This is a genomic window from Actinacidiphila acididurans, assembly GCF_016918855.1.
Classification (GTDB): domain Bacteria; phylum Actinomycetota; class Actinomycetes; order Streptomycetales; family Streptomycetaceae; genus Actinacidiphila; species Actinacidiphila acididurans.
In genome coordinates this window covers 280,466-295,173 of the sequence record NZ_JADKYB010000001.1, presented here as the reverse complement: position 1 = coordinate 295,173, position 14,708 = coordinate 280,466, and the positions used below count along the sequence as shown (strand labels likewise).

The following is a 14,708-nucleotide window of genomic DNA, read 5'->3' as shown; positions in this document are numbered from 1 at the left end:
TGATCCGGGCTTGGGCCCGAAGGCGCAACCGCGTCCACCGCGGGGGCTCGGCAACAAGTGGGGATACCGGTGCCGGCGTACGACCAATCGTCCGTCGCGCGAGGACCGAACGCACCGATGCCGCCGCGGCGGTGCTGAAGCCGTGAGCTCTCCGCTGGCCTGGTCAGCATGACGGAGGACACGGCCACAACCGAACAAGGTAGAGGGCCGCCGCGATTGCCGTGGCATTCCCACCTCGGAAAAGGACTGTGAGCTTTATGACATCCCAGCTCAACCGTCGCCGATTTCTCCAGGGCGCCGTCGCCGCCACCGCCACCGCGGGCGTCCAGCTTCTCACCACGGGCCCGGCGCAGGCCACGGGCGCTGCACCGGGCACGACCGGACAGGCTCCGTCGGTCGCCTACGTCGGCAGCTACACCGATCACGTCTCCGGGACCGGCGAGGGGATCAGCGTCTTCCGCATCGACGCCTATTCACAAAGCTGGCGGCTCATTCAAGTAGTCCACGCAACCAGCGATCCTTCGGCTCCGGTGGGCAGCGGCAACCCGCTGCCGGTGAACCCGTCGTTCCTCACATTGGACCACCAGGGGCACTTCCTCTATGCCGTGCACGGCGACAGCCACTACGTCAGCTCCTTCGCGATCGATCAGTCCACCGGTGAGCTGACGCTGCTGAACATCGTGGACACGGGCCGCCAGAACCCGGTCACGGTGACCGTCGACCCGAGCGGCCGCTTCCTGGTCGTGGCCAACCTCGACGTTCCGGGCACCGTCGTCACCCTGCCGATCCGTTCCGACGGGTCGCTCGGCTCAATCGCCGGCGACATCGGGTTCCCCGGAACGCCCGGCCCTCACAGGACCCAGCAGTTGGGGTCCCAGCCGCACCAGGCGACGTTCGACCCGACAGGCCGGTGGCTGGTGGTGGCCAACCGCGGCCTGGACCGCGTGTTCGTGCTGACCATGGATTCCTCGACCGGCGCGCTCGCCTTCAACGACCCCGGCTGGGTCCAGGTGCGGGAAATCACGGGCCCGCGCCATATCGCCTTCAACCCCGCGCTGCCGTACGCCTACTCGATCGACGAGCTGCGCGCGACGGTCACCACCTATCAATGGGACGTCGGTCACGGAGTACTTCAGCCGCTGCAAGTGCTCCCGTCTCAGCCCCCGACGATGACCGGCGACGTCCGGCCGGCCGAAATCACCGTCGACCCGTCGGGCCGCTACGTCTATGCCTCGAACCGCAGCGGATCGGGGGTCATCGACCCGCAGAGTCCACAAGACACCATCGGCATATGGAGGGTTGATGCGGCCACCGGGCTGCTCTCCCCAGTGGACTGGGCCTCGACCGAGGGTTACGTCCCGCGGTTCTTCACGCTCGACTCCTCCGGCGGCCGACTGTTCGCCGCCAACCAGGTGACCAACACCATCGTGCCCTTCAGCGTGATTCAGGACACCGGGCGGCTGCGTCGGTCGGGAGATGTGGTGTCCGTCCAGTCTCCGGTCTGCATCGTCCTTCGGGACAGCGTGCCTTTGTAGCGGGTGGCAGGCCGCGCAAGCTCACCCGTACACCGATGACACACCTTCGGGACACCTCGGGTGATGCTCGCGTGGCCGCACGCGGTCCACGGTCCTGCGTCAGCGAGGGCGCCGCGTACCCATGGGATGGAGTCGACGGCGGCACGAGCCCGTCGAGGGCTGGTACGCCGGAGGATCGGAGTGGAAACTTCGGGCCCGGACGATCCGGTGGCCACCGGGGGGCAGCGGTTCGGCTCCTTCACGGCGGTCCTGCGCGGCTACGAGATCGAGCGGTCCGACGTGGACCACGCCCCGCGCATGCTCCGCGGCCTCTGCCACGGCTTCGCCACCCTGCAGTCGGGAGGCGGCTTCCAGTGGAGCGCCGACATCGACGAGAGCTCCGATTGGCTGATCGCCTTCGCCGACGAGGGCCTGCTGTACGCGCCGCGGCTCAAGCAGACCCGTACTTCGCGGGTCACTGGTTCAGGTCTGTAGCCAGCAGGTTCGTGTGATCGGGCTTGCTTCGCTTTGAGGGGTTTGCGAGCCGCTCGACGGCCACGGTGAGTTGCGCCGGCCCCGCCGGGCAGGGCCGTCTGACCAGCTTCAGCGACACGCCGAGGGCCGATCCATGACCACCCGGCAGACGGCCTCACCACCGAGCATGTGCTCCGCGTACGGCACAGGATTCGCCAAGGCCCCGGCACGGCCGTGCAAGCACGACGCCCCGGCCGACCCGTCAGCAGCTGTCGAAAACCCCCACGGCCTGACCGTCGACCAGAGGTGGCGCGGCAGCGACGGACCCGGGGACGGGACGTGGCTGCCGCGCCACCTCGCTGCGCCGACACCTGTTGTACTGCGGCCCTTACAGGGACGCCACCTGCTCCTCCGCCGCGGTCGCGGGCGGGGGGAGCGCGGGGGACGGGGGGACGCGCAGGAGGCGGGCGAGAGCGGCGGGCATCCACCAGTTCCAGCGGCCCATGACGGCGACGAAGGCGGGCACCAGCAGGGTGCGCACGATCAGGGCGTCGACGAGGATGCCGGCGCCGATTCCCGTCGCGATCATCTCCACCGTGATGTCCGGGGCCGAACTCAGGGAGGTGAAGGAGATCGCGAGGATGACCGCCGCGCAGGTGACCAGACGGCCGGTGCGGGCGAGCGCCTCGACCACCGCGGTGTTGGTCTCGCCGGTCCGGTCGTACTCCTCGCGCATGCGGGAGAGGATGAAGACCTCGTAGTCCATCGAGATGCCGAACAGGAACGCGAACGAGACGATGGGGATCCAGTTCTGGATCGATCCGGTCGCGGGCACGTTGTAGAACTGGTTCGACCCGTGGCCGTTCTGCCAGAACAGCACCAGGAAGCCGAAGGACGCGCCGAGTGAGATCACGTTGACGATCACTGCCTTCGCCGCGAGCACGACCGAGCGGAAGGTGCGCAGCAGCAGCAGGAACGTGACCAGCGACAGTACGGCGAGCAGCAGCGGGAAGTTGCCGTAGACGGCGTGGTTGAAGTCGACGTTCTGTGCCGTGTTCCCGCCGACCTCCACGCCACCGGGCACACCGGCCACGGCGTCGCGCAGGCGGCCGACCGTGTCGGTGCCCGCCGATGTGTTGCCCTCCGCCGTCGGGATGAGCGTCAGCATCGAATCGCCGCCATGCCGGAACGACCGGGTCGATGGGGCGAGCACCGTGTAGATGCCCTTCGTCCGCGCGGCGATCGTCGCGACCTGGTCCGCCGCCGCGGGTCCGCCGTGGGTGAGTACCTGGATCGGGAAGACAACCGCGCTCGGCACACCGGTCGCCTCGAGGGCGTGCAGTGTCTGCGCGGGAGCGCCGGTGCCGCCGAGGGAGTTCGCGCGCGCCGGACCGGTGTTGATCGACAGCGCGGGCGCCGCCAGGACCAGCACCGCGGCGAGACCGCCGATACCGGCGATCCACCGGCGCCGCACGATGTTGCGGCCCCACCACGCCCAGGCGCGGCTGTATGTGGTCGAGCCGCTGCGCACGAACCTGCGCTTGTCCAGGGCCGGGCCGATGGTGGCCAGGATGATCGGGAGCAGGGTGACGGCCGCGGCGATCGCCGAGAGCGGGATGAGCATGCCGCCGATTCCGATGCTGCGCAGGAACTGCGCCGGCATCACGACCAGGGAGAGCAGTCCGACGGCGACGGTCAGGCCGCTGAGGAGTACGGCGCGCCCGGCAGTCGGCCCGGCGGCGATGATCGCCTCCTCGTTCTCGCGCCCGGCCTCGCGTTCCTCGCGCCATCGGGTCACAAGCAGCAGCGAGTAGTCCACCGCGATGCCCAGTCCCATCACCGCGGCCAGGTACTGCACCAGGAAGTTGACGCTCATCGCCTGGGTCAGCCCGAAGATCAGCAGCAGGCTGACGAGGATGGACGGGATCGCGATCAGCAGTGGCACGATGGCGATGCCGGAGCCGAAGACGAACAGCAGCACAATGAGCGCGCCGACGCCGCCGATGATCGTCTCCACCAGGATGCCGGGCCCGCCGGAGGAACTCGCGCCGCCGACGGTCTGCAGTTGCTCGAAGCCGGTCACCGAGACGGACACGCCCGGCGGCGCCGCGGAGTGGAGGGCGTGTGGAATGGCGTCCATGACGCCTGCCCCGGCCGGGATGTCCGGGTTCGGCATGTCGAAAACGGCCCAGGTGGTGCGCCCGTCCGCGGAGATCAGCTTGGGGTTGTGCGTGCCGGCGTAGTCGGCCACGGCGAGGTGCCCGGCCTGGTTCGCGGCGCCGAAGACATGTGCCGCGATGGCCTGGCCCGTGGCGGTGTGCATGTCCTCGTTCGCCGGGAGGGTCAGCACGGCGATCGTGGGCTGCTCGTTCCCGTCGACGCCGAAGGTCCGCATCATGTGCGCGTTCGCGTCGTATCCGGCGGTGCCGGGGGTCGCCAGGTTGTGCGTCAGACGGTTGAGCGTCGTGGTGGCGAGTGCGGCCCCGAGGACTGCCATGAGCACCCAGGCGAGAACCACGAGGCGTTTGTGTTGCAGGCAGTAGCGCGTGATCGTCGTCACGTGTGCCGGCCTTTCGGTTGTGGATGGGGATCGCGGACGGCGGTCGGCGCCGCGCCGGTGGTGCTCAGCGGCCTGAGCGGTGATCAGTGGTGTTTCGGGAAGAGCGCGATGTAGTGCGCGGCGTTTCCGGGGAAGGCAACCGCGAGGACCGCGCCGATCACCAGTGCGCCCACGACGAGTGCCCGACGCGCCGCCGCTCCGGGCACGCGCATGCCGACGCGGCCCAGCAGGTCGGCGGCGGCCAGGCTCACGGCCTCCAGGAAGTGCGGTACGACATGGCACACGACGGCCACGAGCCACAGGTAGAAGGTCACCTTGTGGACGTCGAGAGCGAGGGTGTGCACGGAGTGCGGGCCGTTGTAGGTGAGGATGCCGCTGCCGACGAGCGTGACCGTCAGCAGGACGACGACCGGGCCGAGGATGCGCAGGAGGGGTCGTGGCGCGCCGCGGCCCCTGTACGCCGGGTCGCCGAGATAGTACTTGCCCATCCGCCAGCCCGTGCTGCCGAGCTTCACGAGCACCGGCGGGGTGAGCAGGTAGCCGATGACGACGTGCGCGGTCAGCACATTGCGCACGCCGAGGATCTCGGTGACGAGTTCGGCGGCGAACAGCACCAGCAGGAGCACGCCGGTGACGGCGGTGAGCCGGGCGTTGCCCGCGGTCGCCTCGGTGACATGCCCGTCCTGACCGCGGTGGTGTGCCGGTGCGCCGGGAGCGGGTGTGGTCGGCAAGGGAACGTTCATCGTGTCACCAGCAGGGCACCGGCCGGACCGGACTCGTAGGGGTACGCCGCGTCGGCGCGCTTCTTGAGGCTGTGCCGGGAACGCCTGACCAGGAAGCCGAGGCCGTGAGCCCCGAACGCGAACAGCGGGGCCCGCGCCAGCGCCCCGGCGGTGTTCGCCAGGACGAACCTCGACCGGCGCATTTCGACGGTGCCGGCGAGGAACGCCACGAAGGTGCGCAGGCCGGAGATGAACCGGCAGTAGAAGACGACCTTGCCGCCACGCCGGTCGAACAGGTACCGCCCGACCGTGAGTCGCTGCGGGGTCAGTCCGACACGGCGGCCGTGGCGGCGTCCTGCGGCGCTGAGGGTGCGTGCTGCGGCGGACTGACCCGCCGCCGTGTGAGACACGGCCGGCCAGACCGCCACCACGCTCCATCTGTGATGCAGCGCCGGTTCGGCGACGCTCCTCATCTCGGCCTCCTCGAGATCCGTGGAGTGACCCGGCGAAGCAGGATCACCGTGAGGATCCTCGACGGGTCCTTTCAGGACGCTTACAACGCCGGGCGCCGGACGGGCCCTTGACGTGACCGGCACCGGTCCGCGGGAGAAGCGGGCGAAGACCGTCACCGCGCCGACGGGTTCTTCTTTGTGCAGGTGGGCGCACTGAAAGCATGACGAAAGGTGTCTGCTCGTAGCGTGCGCGGACGGTGGGCAATCCCCGCCGTCCTCGATCGGAAGGAGCTACGGGAGACCATGGATGTGCTGAGTGGATGGGTGGCCCGGCATCGATTGCTGGTCGGGTTGCTCTGGCTGGCCGTGACAGTGGTGGGCCTGGTGATGGCTCCGTCGGTATCGGGTCGGCTCAAGAGCGGCAACCACATGAATACCGCCGCCTATCGCGCTGATCAGCAGATCGCTCAGCGGTACGGCGGCGCGACGTCCGATCCGGGTGTACTGGTACTGGATCTGCCGTCCGGCCAGACGGTGCGGTCCGCAGGAGTAAAGGCAGAACTCATGGCGGTCGACGCCGGGGTCGCCAAGGCGGTCCCAGGCGTGCGCGTGGTGTCGTACGCCACGACGGCCGGCAGCACGCTGGTCGGGGCCGGCGGGACCAGCACGATCGTGCTGGCCTATCCCCCGCATGACGGTGACGACGTGGACGCCGCTGCCATCGACGCGCTCACCGGCGCGGCGAAGAAAGCCGCGCCGCACCTGACCGTCCACGGCACCAGCCTGAAGTCGCTGGAGGCAGGGAACACCGTGAAGGGCAACTCCAGTGTGCTGTCGGAGTTGCTGATCGGCGCGCTGGGGGCGCTGCTGGTCCTCGCCTGGGTGTTCGGGTCGTTCCTGGCCTTCCTGCCGCTGATCATGGCGTTGATCTCGGTGCTGACGATGCAGCTGTTCATCTACGCGCTGACGTATCTGATGCCGTCGTCGTCACCGATCGGGCCCTCGGTCCAGTACATCGTCGCTCTGCTCGGGCTGGGACTGTCCATCGACTACTCCCTGTTGATCGTGACGCGCTGGCGAGAGGAACGAGCGGCGGGCCGGCCGAACGACGAGGCGGTCCGCGAGGCGGTGAAACGGGCCGGCCACTCGGTGTGGTTCAGCGGCCTGGTCGCCTCGCTGGGACTGTTCGCGCTGATCGTCGTGCCCAACTCACTGGTGCGCGGCATCGGCATCTCCGGGCTGTTCATCCCCTCGACGGCGACCCTGGTCGCCCTGACCCTGCTGCCGGTGGTGCTGTCCAAGGCCGGACCGAAGGTCGACTGGCCGCGCCGGAGCGCGCGCCGTGGGCCGAGCCGCTTCTGGACCGCATGGTCGAACCTGGTCATCCGCCGCCGGGTCGCCGCGACGGTGGTGGGCCTGGGCATCCTGTGCGGTCTGGCCGGGACGGCGGCCACCATCAGCATCGCCCAGCCCAGCAGCAGTTCCCTGGCCAGCGCCGGCCCCTACACCGACGGGCTGAACGCGCTGGAACACGACGGGTTCCCCAGCGGCACCCTGACCACCGTTCCGATCTGGGTACCCCACGCGGTCGATGCGCCCTCGATCGTCACCTCGCTGGACAAGGTGTCCAGTCTGCACGGGGCGATCGCACCGGCCGACGCGGCCTGGCGCACGGACGGCAGTGCGCTGGTGATCGCGCTGCCCCGGCACGAAGTGGGCAGTGCCCACGGAGGTTCCTCGCTCAGCGACATCAAGCACACCGTGCCGCATGACGCCCAGGTGGGCGGAGAGGGAGCGGTGGGCATCGAGATGGTCGACACGACCTACAGCGCCTTCCCGCTACTGTTCGTCCTGGTGGCGCTGGTGACGTTCCTGCTGCTGGCGCGGGGGTTGAAGTCGATCCTGCTGCCGGCCAAGGCGGTGGTGCTCAACGCGCTGTCGGTGGCCGCCTCCTACGGGCTGCTGGTGCTGGTCTTCCAGCACGGCCTGGGCATGCAGGCGCTGTGGGGGACGAAGTCCTACGGGGTGGTGGACAGTTTCGCACCCGTGCTGATCTTCGGGTTCCTGTTCGGTGTGTCGATGGACTACGAAGTGTTCATCCTCTCCCGGGTCCAGGAGGGCTACGAGCGGACCGGTTCCACCCGGGACGGCATCGTGGAGGGGGTATCGCGTACCGGCCGACTGGTCACCAGTGCCGCGTTGATTCTGTTCTTCGCACTCGCCTCGCTGTCGACCGCCAACGACATCACGGTCCGGCAGATCGCGGCCGGCCTCGCCTCCGGCGTCCTGCTCGACGCGGTCGTCGTCCGGATGCTGCTGCTGCCGGCCTTGGTCTCCCTGTTCGGCAAGGCGAACTGGTGGATGCCCGAGGGCGTGGCCCGGCTGCTGCGCCTTCCCCCGCCGCCCCGTTCCGCCCAATCGCTCGAGCCCGTACCGCTCCCCATCGGTGACCGCTGAGCCCCGAGGCGCACATCCGCCCGGGGAACCGGGCCCCCGGTCGCCACACCGCGGCGTCCGGCGCGGCGCACTGAACCCCGCCGGACGCCACTCGCCCTGGGACGCCGCGGCTGTCGTCGTGGATGCCGCCACCACCGACACGCCGCGATTCGCCGGCAGACCTCCGAGGCCGCGACCACGTTGGGCACCCTGTCCCTCAGGGGATGTCGACGGCGGCACCGTCGTCTCTGAGCGACATCCTGCGATGAGGGACCGGTGTCCGTCGTTCGCGATGGCCTCGCGACGTCCGGGCAGCCCGGTGCGCGTTCTGTCGTGCGTCAGCCGTCGGTGAGGCGTTGGATGGTGGCGCTCAGCCAGGCCTGGAGATCAGCCGGGTCGCCGAGTTCGGAAGGCAGGACCCGGCGGCGGGTCGAGACGCCGAGCACGAAGGCGTCGATCGCCGCGGCTCGACTGCGGGCGTCAGCATCGTCCATGCCGCTGTCGCGCAGGTAACGGTAGAGTCAGGACGGGACGCGCGGCATCAGCGCGACCCGCCTCGACGAACTGCTCGAACACTGGGCCACCGGGTACGACTGGGCCGTGCACGAGCGCCGCATCGGCGCGTTCCCCTGGACGACGGTGCGGGCAGGCACCGCCGACCTGCGCGTGATCCACCAGCGGTCAGCGGATCCCGGCGCCCCGGTTGTCGTGCTGCTGCACGGTTGGCCGGACTCGGTGCTGCGGTTCGAGCGCGTCCTGCCGTTGCTCGCGGACACGCACGTGGTGGTTCCCGCACTGCCGGGCTTCCCGTTCGCGGCCCCGCTCACCACTCCCGGTATGTCGGCCAACCGGATCGCCGGGATCGTCGCGGACGCACTGGACGAGCTCGGTTACTCGCGGTACACCGTGTCCGGCGGCGACGTGGGTGGCACCGTCGCGGAAATCCTCGCGGCCGAACACCCGGACCGGGTGGCCGCCCTGCACCTCACGAACATTGCCCCGCAGCATGCGCTCACGGCGGACCCGGCCGAGCTCACCCCCGACGCGGCGGCCTACCTCGGCCGGACGGCGGCCGGCGGCCATTTCGCGGCGTGGGAACAGCCCGAGGCCTACGCCGGTGACGTACACCGCGCGGTCAAGCTCGACGGCCGAACGTCAAGGACAGGACGAACCTGGTCGCCGCGGCCGCCGAGGGCATTCTCGCCCCTGTGCCGCCGAGCTACAGCGATGATGCTCGCCTACAATGGAGAAACCATGTGTGTGGACTGTGTTCACTCGATGTAACGGTAGTTTTCATGGAGGACAGGACCCGCTTCGGTCAGCCGCTTGCCACCGTCATTGAGCCCCGTACACGCGTAGGTGGCGCGATCGCAGGTGCGCTGCTGGACGTCTACCACCGTGTGGGCGCGAACACGTGCACCGCTTATCTGCTGACCGAGGACCGACGCGAGCTCGCCGCGTCGATGGTCGTGGATTCGCCGCTGAGCTTCGGCATCGCGAACTGCTTCGACGTGGATGACCTGCTGTGGCCGACATCCCGGTCCTACCAGTCAGGCAAAATCACGGTGTTCGACGAAGCCGGCATGTGGGAGGGCGCTCGCCGGACCCCGCTGCCGGCGCCGATCAATATTCCCTTCCCCATGTCGGTTGCTTCCGTGCCGATCCGTACTCCGAGGAACCGCTTCGGCACCATAGGCATCCGCTGGGTCCCCCCTCGGCCGGTTGCTCCGGAGAGCCGTGAGTACTTGCAGGCGGTCGCGGACCGGCTGGCGGCAGAACTCGAGGGGCTGGCCGGGAGCGCGGAGGCGGTCACGGCGCCGGTGGTTCCGGTGTTCATCCCGGCAGAACCGGTGTCCGTCGCCGCCCCCGGTGACTCGCAGCTGCGCAAGCGGCTGCAGGAGGCCGTCGCGTGCGCGACGACCCGCGGTAGCCACCTGTATCAGCTGCAGCGGCTGGCCACGGAGCTGACCGGCGCGGTGCGGGCCTCCGACATCCTCTCGATAGCGCAGGCCAGGGTCGTGCGGGCCTTCGGCGGCCGTGCCGCAGCGTTCTCACTGGTGGAAAAGGAACGGTTGCACGTGGTGGGGGCGGCCGGCCTGCCTCGTGAGGCCGTCCAGGCCATCGAGGGGACGCCACTGTCACGTCTGACTCCGGAGACCGACACCATCAGGACCGGCAGGGTGCGGATACTCGCGTCGGCCGCGGAGGTGGAGCAGGCGTACCCAGGGATCAAAGCAGAGTTCGATCAGCAGGCGAGGGGGTACTTCCCTTTGCTGTACGGCGGCAGTGTGGTCGGCTGCTGCACCATCGAGTTCGCCGCGGCACAGCGGCCCCTGTCGGCCGCGGAGACCACGCTGCTGGCCCTGATGGTGGAACAGGTGGCGCAGTCCTTGGGCCGCGCCCGGTCCCACGAGATCGAGCATGTCCTCATGCGCAGGATCCAACGCACTTTGCTGCCCGGCAGTCCGCCGCACATACCCGAGGCCGTCACCACTGCCCGTTACTTCCCAGCGACCGAGGGTGTGGCGGTGGGCGGTGACTGGTACGACGTGCTGAGCCTGCCGGATGGACGCATGGGCCTGGTGGTCGGCGACGTGGAGGGCCACAACCTGGACGCCGCCGCGCTGATGGGCCAGCTGCGCAGTGCCGTACGGGCCTACGCTGCCGAAGGACACGACCCCGCGATCGTGCTGGAGCGCAGCAACCGACTGCTCCTGGGCCTGGACATCGGCCTGTTCACGACGTGCTGTTGTGTGTGGGTCGACGTGGCGACCGGCGCTGCCACGATCGCAAGCGCGGGCCATCCCGGACCGCTTGTCGGGTACCACCACGAGGTACTGCGGCCGGAGCTGGTGGTCGGGCCCCCACTGGGTGTCGACGTATGGGCCACGTACCGGGATACGGCGGTTGAGCTGCTTCCGGGATCGGTCACCGCGCTCTTCACCGACGGCCTGTTGGACACGCGGCAGGTGGGTTACGACGCCGCGGTGCGGCAACTGGCCGGCCTGCTGAGCGACAAGAGCGGCGAGGATCTGGAAAGGCTGGCCGACGCCATGGCCGGCGGTGACCGATCCCAGGAGGCCCGCGGCGACGACGCGACCTTGGTGCTGATGCGGTACGAGGGCGTGCCCCCATGCGACCAGGTGCGGGTCGCCCGCATGTCGGTGCAGCGACATGACCTGCACGGGGTCGCCGATGCCCGCCGCTTCCTCGAGGACGTACTGCGGGGGTGGGATCTGCTGCCGGTCCTCGACGACCTGGAGATCCTGGTCTCCGAGGTGGCGACGAACGCGCTGATCCACGCCCACAGCGAGGTGGATTTCCGGCTGCGCACCTATCCGGACCACATCAGGGTCGAGGTGCGTGACAGCGACCCCTACCCGCCGGTGCCGACCACGCTGCTCGACGACGACACCCACAACGGCGAAGCCGAATCGGGACGAGGACTGCTGATCGTCGAAGCCCTGGCCTCCGTCTGGGGCAGTTCCCCCGCAGGACGCGGGAAGACGACCTGGTTCGAGATCGACACAACCGAAGATCCGCACGGCTGATCTGCACGTGCTGCCGGGCGGCCGGGCGGCCGGACCGGCAACGCGCTCAGCGCCGAAGCAGATGATGCCGGAGGCGTACCAGCAGTTGGTGGCCCAGCATCCGGACGTCGGTCAGGGTACGAGCCAGAAGTTCCAGGTGTACGAGTTCCCTGATCCCGAGAAGTGGGTGCTGGACGACTACGTGTGTGTGCGGGTCGATGCCCGGGGAACGGGCCGTTCGCCCGGCTTGCTCGACCCCCTGTCCCGGCGTGAAACCCAGGATCTGTACGAATGCATCGAATGGGCGGTCCTCTCCACCTTCGTGGAGGTTCGCCGGACCGGTGGCCGCGAAGCTCTGCGTCGAGTCCTCGACCGCCGACACGGACCTGTTGCTGGTGGTGCGCGCTTTCGCTCCGGTCGTCGCCTTTCCCAGGCACGTCGGCGCTCTTTCGGCTCATTGCCTTTCGGCGCCCGGGGCGGTCCGGGCAAGGCCGGCGAGCAGCAGGTCGATCATGTGGCGGGCGCGGTAGTCGGGGAAGGTTTCGACTCCGATGCACAGGTTGCCGATGGCGAGCATGAAGTCGTAGGCCCGTACGTCGGCGCGTGTGCAGCCGGCAGAGGCGGAGGCCTTCAACAGCCGGTCGAGGACGGGCAGCAGGCGTTCGACGAACTCGTTGTGCAGGCTCTCGAATCCGGCCTGGTCCGAGTGCATTGCCTCGGCGAGGCCGTGCTTGGTGACCAGGAAGTCGGCGAACTGGTGAACCCACTGCCGCAGGACCTCGTACGGCGTATCGGCAGCCGGCGCCGCGTGAGCGGCGAGCGCGTCGACCTGGTGTCTGAAGACCGCCACCACCAGGTCCGCCCGGGTGGGGAAGTGGCGGTAGATGGTGCCCATGCCGAGGCCCGATTCGGCGGCGATCTCCCGGACTGGGGCATCGACTCCGGCACGGACGAAGACGGCCGCCGCAGCATCCAACAGTATCTGCTCGTTTCGGCGGACGTCGGATCGCTTGCGACCCGCAGGTGCTGGCGGCGTGTTGGCCGTGGACATCGTGAGCACCCTCCCACTTGCAAAACGGAGCGATGCTCCGTATCGTAATTCGGAGCGGCGCTCCGCATTCAATGATGCCAGACGCCGCCCGGCGTGACCCCCTGGCCTCATCCAAGAAAGGCGTTCACCTCATGAGTGACACCGCATCCATCACTGTGGGCGACGAACCGGCTGCACCGGTCGTCTCGGTCGCGCCCGTCACGCTTGCGGCACCCGAGCGCGGCCAGGACCTCCAGGTGCGGGTCTCGGCGCCGACCACCGGCGGTGACCTGCCGGTCGTCGTCTTCTCCCACGGCATGACCTTGACCATGGACGACTACGTGCCGCTGGCCGGCTTTTGGGCCTCCCACGGGTTCGTCGTCATCCAGCCCACCCATCTCGACTCCCTCGGCCTGGCCCCCGACGACCCGCGCAACCCGCTCATCTGGCGCATCCGGACCGACGACCTCACTCACGTCCTGGACCGCCTCGACGCCGTCGAAGCCGCCGTGCCCGGGCTGGCCGGCCGCATCGACCGTGCCCGCATCGCGGTCGCGGGACACTCGTGGGGCGCGCAGACCGCCAGCACCCTCGCGGGCGCAAGGGTCGTCGACGCCGACGGCACCCCCGGTCAGAGCATGGCCGACCAGCGAGTCAGCGCGGCCGTGCTGCTGTGCCTGCCCGGAACCGGCGGGGCCGACCTGAGCCCCCTCGGCGCCCAGTACTTCCCCTTCATGAGCCCTGACTTCGCCGAACTCAAGACACCCAGCCTGATCGTCGCCGGCGACGCGGACCAGTCCCCGCTGACGGTGCGCGGTCCGGACTGGTTCACCGACGGCTACCGCCTCAGCCCGGGCACCACCGACCTGCTCACCCTCTTCGGCGCGGAACACGGACTCGGCGGCATCCAAGGAGCCAACGACACGCGCACCACCGACGAAAGCCCCGCGCGAGTGGCGGCCGTCCAGCGCGCCACCCTGGCGTACCTGCGCACCGCGCTCGGCCTCGACAACGACGCGTGGCCTACCGCCCGCCGGACTCTGGCCACGGCCGCCGACCCGCTGGGAAGCATCGACTCGAAGTGATCAACCCCCGCACACCGGCCAGCAGACCCAGTTTCGGAATCATGACCGCCCCGGCACAGGTCGCCTACGACGACGTCCTGCGGGTCTGGCGCGAGGCGGACGGCATCCCGCAGATCGAGCACGCCTGGCTCTTCGACCACCTCATGCCGCTCGGCGGCGACCCGAACGGGCCCACCTTCGAGGGCTGGACACTGCTGTGCGCTCTCGCAGCCCAAACCGAGCGGTTGCGGCTCGGGGTGATGGTCACGAGCAACAGGTTCCGCCCACCGGCCATGCTGGCCAAGATCGCGACTACTGTCGATGCCGTCTCCGGTGGCCGGCTCGAGTTCGGTATCGGCGCGGGCTCTCGCCCCGGCGTGCCAGTGGCCCGGCGTGAGTATGCAGCTCACGGCTTCCCCTTCCACGACGCCGCCCATGCGGTCGGAAGCCTCGCCGAGGCGTGCACGATCATCCGCAGACTCTGGACCGAACCCGTACCGTTCGACTTCCAGGGCCACTATCACCGGCTGTCGGGCGCCTTCTGCGGTCCCAAACCGGTCCAGCGCCCCCACCCGCCGATCCTGATCGGCGGCCAGGCCACCCCGACTCTGCGCGTGGTCGCCAAGCATGCGGACCGGTGGAACATGCCCGGCGGCAGCATCGACAAAGCGATCGAGCGCAGCGCCATGCTGGACCGGCTTTGTGACGAGATCGGCCGAAACCCGGCTGAGATCACTCGATCCATCGTCCTGCCCGTCTCCTACGACCGGCCCCGGCACACCCGTCACACCATCCGCGCGGCGCTCGACGGCGGGTTCAGCCACATCGTGCTGGGGCTGGGCGCGCCCTACCCGACCGGAGTCGCACGCTGGGTCGCCGACTCCGTCATCGTCCCCCTCTCCGACACGATCACCGCCCCCTGAACC

11 protein-coding genes and 2 pseudogenes are annotated in these 14,708 nt (G+C 69.4%); 8 read left to right on the top strand and 5 right to left on the bottom strand.

What is annotated here, in order from left to right:
* Positions 1-257 precede the first annotated feature (257 nt).
* Together ITX44_RS01280 and ITX44_RS01275 are read left to right on the top strand one after the other, a co-directional pair.
* Positions 258-1,535 (top strand): lactonase family protein, encoded by a 1,278-nt coding sequence (locus ITX44_RS01280; protein ID WP_205355051.1) that lies wholly within the window; start codon positions 258-260, stop codon positions 1,533-1,535.
* A gap of 132 nt (positions 1,536-1,667) precedes the next feature.
* A pseudogene (locus tag ITX44_RS01275) lies at positions 1,668-2,009 on the top strand (TetR-like C-terminal domain-containing protein); the annotation flags it as partial.
* 367 nt (positions 2,010-2,376) lie between these two features.
* On the opposite strand, the gene ITX44_RS01270 reads toward ITX44_RS01275, so the two are convergent.
* From ITX44_RS01270 to ITX44_RS01260, 3 genes are all read right to left on the bottom strand, one after another.
* Entirely contained in the window at positions 2,377-4,548 is a 2,172-nt protein-coding gene (locus tag ITX44_RS01270; RefSeq protein WP_205355050.1) for an MMPL family transporter, read from the bottom strand.
* Between the two features lie 83 nt (positions 4,549-4,631).
* Positions 4,632-5,291, bottom strand: a complete 660-nt coding sequence (locus ITX44_RS01265; RefSeq protein WP_205355049.1) for a hypothetical protein — start codon at positions 5,289-5,291, stop codon at positions 4,632-4,634.
* Positions 5,288-5,743, bottom strand: coding sequence for a DedA family protein (locus ITX44_RS01260; protein ID WP_205355048.1), 456 nt, complete (start codon positions 5,741-5,743; stop codon positions 5,288-5,290). Before ITX44_RS01260 ends, ITX44_RS01265 begins: the two co-directional genes overlap by 4 nt.
* A 282-nt stretch (positions 5,744-6,025) precedes the next feature.
* Here ITX44_RS01260 and ITX44_RS01255 point away from each other — a divergent pair, with 282 nt between their 5' ends.
* Positions 6,026-8,179 carry an MMPL family transporter gene (locus ITX44_RS01255; RefSeq protein ID WP_205355047.1) on the top strand — a complete coding sequence of 718 codons (2,154 nt, stop codon included), beginning with the start codon at positions 6,026-6,028 and terminating at the stop codon, positions 8,177-8,179.
* A gap of 317 nt (positions 8,180-8,496) precedes the next feature.
* On the opposite strand, the gene ITX44_RS01250 is transcribed toward ITX44_RS01255, so the two are convergent.
* On the bottom strand, positions 8,497-8,652 hold the full coding sequence (locus ITX44_RS01250; protein WP_205355046.1) for a hypothetical protein: 156 nt from the start codon (positions 8,650-8,652) through the stop codon (positions 8,497-8,499).
* Between the two features lie 46 nt (positions 8,653-8,698).
* Here ITX44_RS01250 and ITX44_RS40660 point away from each other — a divergent pair, with 46 nt between their 5' ends.
* From ITX44_RS40660 to ITX44_RS42945, 3 genes and pseudogenes are all read left to right on the top strand, one after another.
* The gene (locus tag ITX44_RS40660; RefSeq protein WP_307795064.1) at positions 8,699-9,442 is read left to right on the top strand and encodes an epoxide hydrolase family protein; all 744 of its coding nucleotides are present in this window, start codon (positions 8,699-8,701) and stop codon (positions 9,440-9,442) included.
* Positions 9,443-9,453: 11 nt separating this feature from the next.
* Positions 9,454-11,709, top strand: a complete 2,256-nt coding sequence (locus ITX44_RS01240; RefSeq protein ID WP_205355045.1) for an ATP-binding SpoIIE family protein phosphatase — start codon at positions 9,454-9,456, stop codon at positions 11,707-11,709.
* 61 nt (positions 11,710-11,770) lie between these two features.
* Positions 11,771-11,986, top strand: a pseudogene (locus ITX44_RS42945) (CocE/NonD family hydrolase); the annotation flags it as partial.
* 156 nt (positions 11,987-12,142) lie between these two features.
* On the opposite strand, the gene ITX44_RS01230 reads toward ITX44_RS42945, so the two are convergent.
* Complete coding sequence (locus ITX44_RS01230) at positions 12,143-12,739, bottom strand: TetR/AcrR family transcriptional regulator (protein ID WP_205355044.1); 597 nt, start codon at positions 12,737-12,739, stop codon at positions 12,143-12,145.
* A 131-nt stretch (positions 12,740-12,870) separates the two neighbouring features.
* Between ITX44_RS01230 and ITX44_RS01225 the strand changes: the two genes are divergently transcribed.
* Together ITX44_RS01225 and ITX44_RS01220 are read left to right on the top strand one after the other, a co-directional pair.
* Positions 12,871-13,803: an alpha/beta hydrolase family protein gene (locus ITX44_RS01225; RefSeq protein WP_205355043.1), complete on the top strand. Its 933-nt coding sequence runs from the start codon at positions 12,871-12,873 to the stop codon at positions 13,801-13,803.
* 41 nt (positions 13,804-13,844) lie between these two features.
* A complete protein-coding gene (locus ITX44_RS01220) occupies positions 13,845-14,705 on the top strand; it encodes an LLM class flavin-dependent oxidoreductase (protein ID WP_205355042.1) in 861 nt (286 codons plus the stop codon).
* Positions 14,706-14,708: the final 3 nt, after the last annotated feature.

What these genes read in the sequence shown, in the direction of transcription:
- ITX44_RS01280 (WP_205355051.1), top strand. Translation starts at nt 258, where the DNA reads ATGACATCCCAGCTCAACCGTCGCCGATTTCTCCAGGGCGCCGTCGCC.
- ITX44_RS01265 (WP_205355049.1), bottom strand. Translation starts at nt 5,291, where the DNA reads ATGAACGTTCCCTTGCCGACCACACCCGCTCCCGGCGCACCGGCACAC.
- ITX44_RS01260 (WP_205355048.1), bottom strand. Translation starts at nt 5,743, where the DNA reads ATGAGGAGCGTCGCCGAACCGGCGCTGCATCACAGATGGAGCGTGGTG.
- ITX44_RS01255 (WP_205355047.1), top strand. Translation starts at nt 6,026, where the DNA reads ATGGATGTGCTGAGTGGATGGGTGGCCCGGCATCGATTGCTGGTCGGG.
- ITX44_RS01250 (WP_205355046.1), bottom strand. Translation starts at nt 8,652, where the DNA reads ATGGACGATGCTGACGCCCGCAGTCGAGCCGCGGCGATCGACGCCTTC.
- ITX44_RS01240 (WP_205355045.1), top strand. Translation starts at nt 9,454, where the DNA reads ATGGAGGACAGGACCCGCTTCGGTCAGCCGCTTGCCACCGTCATTGAG.
- ITX44_RS01230 (WP_205355044.1), bottom strand. Translation starts at nt 12,739, where the DNA reads ATGTCCACGGCCAACACGCCGCCAGCACCTGCGGGTCGCAAGCGATCC.
- ITX44_RS01225 (WP_205355043.1), top strand. Translation starts at nt 12,871, where the DNA reads ATGAGTGACACCGCATCCATCACTGTGGGCGACGAACCGGCTGCACCG.
- ITX44_RS01220 (WP_205355042.1), top strand. Translation starts at nt 13,845, where the DNA reads ATGACCGCCCCGGCACAGGTCGCCTACGACGACGTCCTGCGGGTCTGG.